This window comes from Flectobacillus sp. (assembly GCF_049240685.1).
Classification (GTDB): Bacteria; Bacteroidota; Bacteroidia; order Cytophagales; family Spirosomataceae; genus Flectobacillus.
In genome coordinates this window covers 1-4,627 of sequence record NZ_JBMLSD010000251.1, presented here as the reverse complement: position 1 = coordinate 4,627, position 4,627 = coordinate 1, and the positions used below count along the sequence as shown (strand labels likewise).

At 37.9% G+C, this 4,627-nt stretch carries 4 protein-coding genes; all 4 read right to left on the bottom strand.

Annotation, left to right across the window (positions count from 1 at the left end; all coding sequences use genetic code 11):
* A partial coding sequence (locus ACOVQ4_RS11505) for an exopolysaccharide biosynthesis polyprenyl glycosylphosphotransferase (protein ID WP_421820786.1) occupies positions 1-1,276 on the bottom strand: 1,276 nt, incomplete at its 3' end.
* A gap of 143 nt (positions 1,277-1,419) precedes the next feature.
* On the bottom strand, positions 1,420-3,015 hold the full coding sequence (locus tag ACOVQ4_RS11500) for a hypothetical protein (RefSeq protein ID WP_421820785.1): 1,596 nt from the start codon (positions 3,013-3,015) through the stop codon (positions 1,420-1,422).
* Positions 3,012-3,719, bottom strand: coding sequence for a hypothetical protein (locus ACOVQ4_RS11495; protein WP_421820784.1), 708 nt, complete (start codon positions 3,717-3,719; stop codon positions 3,012-3,014). Before ACOVQ4_RS11495 ends, ACOVQ4_RS11500 begins: the two co-directional genes overlap by 4 nt.
* Positions 3,720-4,222: 503 nt before the next feature.
* A partial coding sequence (locus ACOVQ4_RS11490; RefSeq protein WP_421820783.1) for an SDR family oxidoreductase occupies positions 4,223-4,627 on the bottom strand: 405 nt, incomplete at its 5' end.

The window sequence follows — 4,627 nt, the reverse complement described above, 5'->3', positions numbered from 1 at the left end:
AATGTACTCTTTTGCGCATTAAATTAAAATCTGTTGTTTCTCCACGATACCCATTGGCTTGTGCCAAGCCTGTAATTCCTGGTTTTACCCAATGTCTTACCAAATAGTTATCAATTTTGCCCATTGTCTCGATATTGTGCTTAACAGCATGTGGTCTCGGACCAACTACAGACATATCGCCCATGATTACATTCAAAAACTGTGGCAATTCATCGAAATTTGATTTTCGTAAGAACCTACCAATTTTTGTAATACGAGGGTCATCTTGACCCGCCTGCATAAACTTGCCCGACTTATCCATATCTGGCGCATCAACCAACATCGATCTAAACTTAAAGCATTTGATGGGTTTGCTACCCCTCCCCCAACGTTCTTGGATGAAAAATACAGGTCCTTTCGAGTTCAGTTTTATCAAAATTGCGAGAATAGGAAACAACCACGAGAAAACAAACAAACAAACTAACAAACTAAATACAATGTCAAAGCCTCTTTTTAATACACGCCAATGCAGATAATCGAGTGGTTCGTGTCGTACAGTCACAATCGGGAATTTCCCAAACATTTCAACACTAAAGCGGCTTGAATTGAAGCGGAAATAATCTGGAATTATACGAGTACGAACTGCTAGTTTATCGTTGGTTTTGATAATCGCATCTAATTGCTCTTGATCAAACTTTTCAAGTGTCACAATCACCTCATCGGCATCTGTATCTTGCAAAACTCTTTCTAAATCTTCTGGAGTACCCTTATACATCCCATTAAGATGCACAGGCTTGAAAGTATCTACAAAACCTACCACTTTGTATCCATAGTGAGAGGTCTTATTGAGCATCTCATAAAATGACATTCCCGTATCGCTTGCCCCTACTATGACGACTTTACGTACGTTTTTCCCATTGATTCTGCGGAATTGGGCTATCTTCTTGGCGAGATATTTTTTGATAGCCAAAACAACAGTGGCAATCACCACAAAAAATAATACTACTTTTCGGGCATGCATCCTGTCGTCTAACATGAAAAATGAGGTAACTAGTACCATCATTTGTACCATTACATTGGGTAAAATCAAGAGAAATTCATCGATAAATTTTACCGTTCTAAAGTCATCATAAAGATTAGTGGCCTTGCTTGAAAAATACCATGCCACCATCAAAAAAACTACTATGCCCCAATCTAGCTTATTGGGTTGACGCCCACTTATTGTAATCGATAGTGCAAATGACACAATCACAAATAGGATGTCTGATAATAATCGATAGTAACCTAAACTTTTCATAATCTTAAAAGCGTTGGATTGGTTGTGTTTTGGGAAACATCCAACAAAATATTTCCTAATTTATAAATATCCCCAACAGGGAACAAATTTTAGTGTGTATAGTTATTAAGAGGTAGTTAACAAACGTCTGTTTTCTTATCTACCTATTTACAAAAGCCTTTATCCTCAATTCGATAGGCGATTCGAGTTGATTCCAGATATTTATTCAATTGCTTATACGGCCATGTTACGCCTCCGTCTGTGCTTGCCCTAAAGTCGTAGGTATTTTTCTCCCGAACTTTATAGGTTTTGGCCTTGGTGTTGGGTCTGCGCATTTCAATCAAATCTTGCCAGTTATTTTTACCTACAGCCGAATATTGAATTTTGAAGGTAGCAGGCAAGGCATCAACATCTATTGATTTACCAGATGAACAAACGATATCGAAAGCGACTTCTACCGATGGCGGTGTTGGAATACTCCGAACGTCTACTTCTACAGACTGTGGATTACAAAATTCTAATTCTTTGGTGGTTGCCACTGGTGTGGTCCTATTCCCTCCCCAATATCCATTATAGTTATATACTTTCAATTGGATAAAGTCTGCATCTTTGGGCAAATAATTTAAGGCTAATGACCAGCCATTACCTATCCCAGGATAGTATTCTCGTATGACTTGATTGGTTCTTGAATTGACCAATTGGCAATAATACCCCATATCAACATCATTGAAATTACTTTTAAATACAAATGTCGGTCCTTGTCTACAAATTTCTCTCTCCCATGCCAACAACCAATCAGTTAGGTGACTAATACTGAGCTTGGCTACCAACTTGTTTCCTTCCTGTACTACTTTTGTCTCGCCTTCTACCTTCCATTGGAACTTATCGGTATCATAACTAAATACTGGAATCACATCCCCAACTTTAATCGTTGTTTTGGTCCGTGGATTATAGCTTGAGGCATTGAGTTCTACCGTTAACAAAATTGGTTTTGAAAGATTCTTAACAATTTGCCCTTGGTCGTTGCTTATAACTACCGAAACAAAACCTGCTAAATAAGGTAAGTCAAAAGGATTGGCAAGCGCTTTACCATTGATATCCACGGGATTTGCTGCAATACCACTGGTTGGCAAAAAGCTCCTTGTGGCTCCTCTATTATCATAATGCTGCATGGCTACCGTAACATTTCCTAGCACTGGCTTGCTGTCGATATCAGTCAGTTGGGTGCCGGCTTGCAATACTAAACTGGCGTTTTCGGCCTTTTGACCTCCTGTACTTATGGTCTGATTGGCAGTTATGCCACCACTTTGAACATTGGAAATACTCGACTCTTTGCTACTTACTCCAGATGGAGGTGTATTTTCATTAAAAAGCGGAATCCGAATACTCTGGTTTGACTGGCTCGCAAATACCACCATCCTAGAGGCTTTGGTATAGCCATTGGCGTCTGCGACGATGGTAAACTTTACGGGCTTATCGGCACTTGGTACCACCTCTGGTGATACAGCCACAATCAATAACCCTTCGGGACTTACTTTAAACTTTTTAGTATTGAGATTGGTCACCACCAGATTGGAGTCTTGCCCCGCAAAACTAATTTTTAAATCTGAAGGCAAGGCACCCGAGGGATTATAAAAACGAATCTCTATTTTAGCCTTTTCTATGGGATCTTTAAACCCTAATTCAAAACCTTCTAAGGGTGACTGACAAGCCCAAAAACCTATAAAGGCTATTACACTAAGCAAGATTATCTTTTTCATAACGATTCCTTTTTGGGGGTTTCTTTTTTACCTAGCAAGTATTTTAATTGAAAATTCAGATTGGGGTAATACGAATAATTTCGAATATTACGCTCTAGTTTCGGAATCTGTTCGTCCAAAGTGGTTGTCTCCAAAAAACCTTCATAGCTCACTTGCAAGCTCGGACTTCCCATGTAACTCAGACCAAAGTCAATTCCTAATAAGAGTCTATTTTTATATAAATTCCCCAAATAGCCAAAACCCAAAGCAGGCATCCAATCCGACCATTTAATGCCAAGATTGATACTCCCAAAATCAGTTGGCTCAATGTCAATTCCCCCTAATGAAACACCCGTTTTGGTAGTTATATTAAACAAATAATCTTGTTTTAAATTATAGGATACTCCCCCAAACAAATGCCAACGCTTTTTCTTGAAAGGAAAGTAGTCGAGATACAAGGCTCCTACTTGCTTTTGAATCGTTGGTTTAATATCTAAACTTTTTTTATCGGCCAAATTAATATGAACAGAATCATTAAATCCAAACTGTACCCAATGAAAACGTATGCCAAACTGAGGATACTTTTGGGGATAGTAGGAAATCTCTGGCCCAACTCCCATGCTAGAAGCTGATATACCCAATCCTATGTCTTGATATACCTTTTGTCCCATAATTACCGCAGTGCTCAGCAAACAAAATAGTATAACCAATGAAAATCTTTTCATTTTAGGGATCATGAGCAAGGTTTTTAAAGTATGTAAGTTGTAAGTAGGAAAACGTTATTAGTTAATAGTATATCGGTTATTTGAAGATATTCTTATCAAAAGATTCTAGTCAAATTTTGCCTCTCAGATATACCATTAATGTAATCTTTCCTACTACTTAAGACCGTAGGCGAATAGTTATAGTGTAATTTTAAATGATCTAAGAAACATCCTTTTCGAATGCCCCTAGGCTATTGCCCAAAGCTGAATGCTTATCAATTAAAAGTTTGTTGTTGGAAAGGAATTAAAGTAGCAAGAACATCAAAGCGTAAAAGCGTTAACCAAAGATAGCCCAATTCTTGGAATTGTACAAATACTTAGATTCTGTATTTGTTAAAATATCTATAAAAATGCGTGAACGGTAAGTTTAAAACATAGGTTACCGCTAAAAAATTAGGGTTTTAAGAAATTGTTATCTTTCTTAAAACCCTGTAAAAATACCAATCACGATAAAGTACAATTTATTAGCCTAATTCTGCCAAACAAACCTTTAGGCTCTCTCTCCAATAAGGAATCTCTACCCCTAGGTTTTGTTTAATTTTAGTTTTGTCCATTACCGAATAAAAAGGTCTTCTGGCTTTGGTCGGATACTCCGAAGTTTTAAGAGCTTTTACTTTCACTGGCAAACCTGCAAGCTCAAAAATAGCGCTTGCAAAATCGTACCAAGAGGTAACACCTTCATTACTAAAGTGGTACAAACCATAAGCCTCCGATTTGGATTCGATAATCTGAATAATCACTTTTGCCAAATCCACGGCATAAGTAGGCGAGCCTACTTGATCTACGATTACACCAAGCTCCGAGCGCTCTTTGCCCAAACGAATCATGGTTTTAACAAAATTATTGGCAAACTCCGAATACAACCAGCT

What these genes read in the sequence shown, in the direction of transcription:
- ACOVQ4_RS11500 (WP_421820785.1), bottom strand. Translation starts at nt 3,015, where the DNA reads ATGAAAAAGATAATCTTGCTTAGTGTAATAGCCTTTATAGGTTTTTGG.
- ACOVQ4_RS11495 (WP_421820784.1), bottom strand. Translation starts at nt 3,719, where the DNA reads ATGAAAAGATTTTCATTGGTTATACTATTTTGTTTGCTGAGCACTGCG.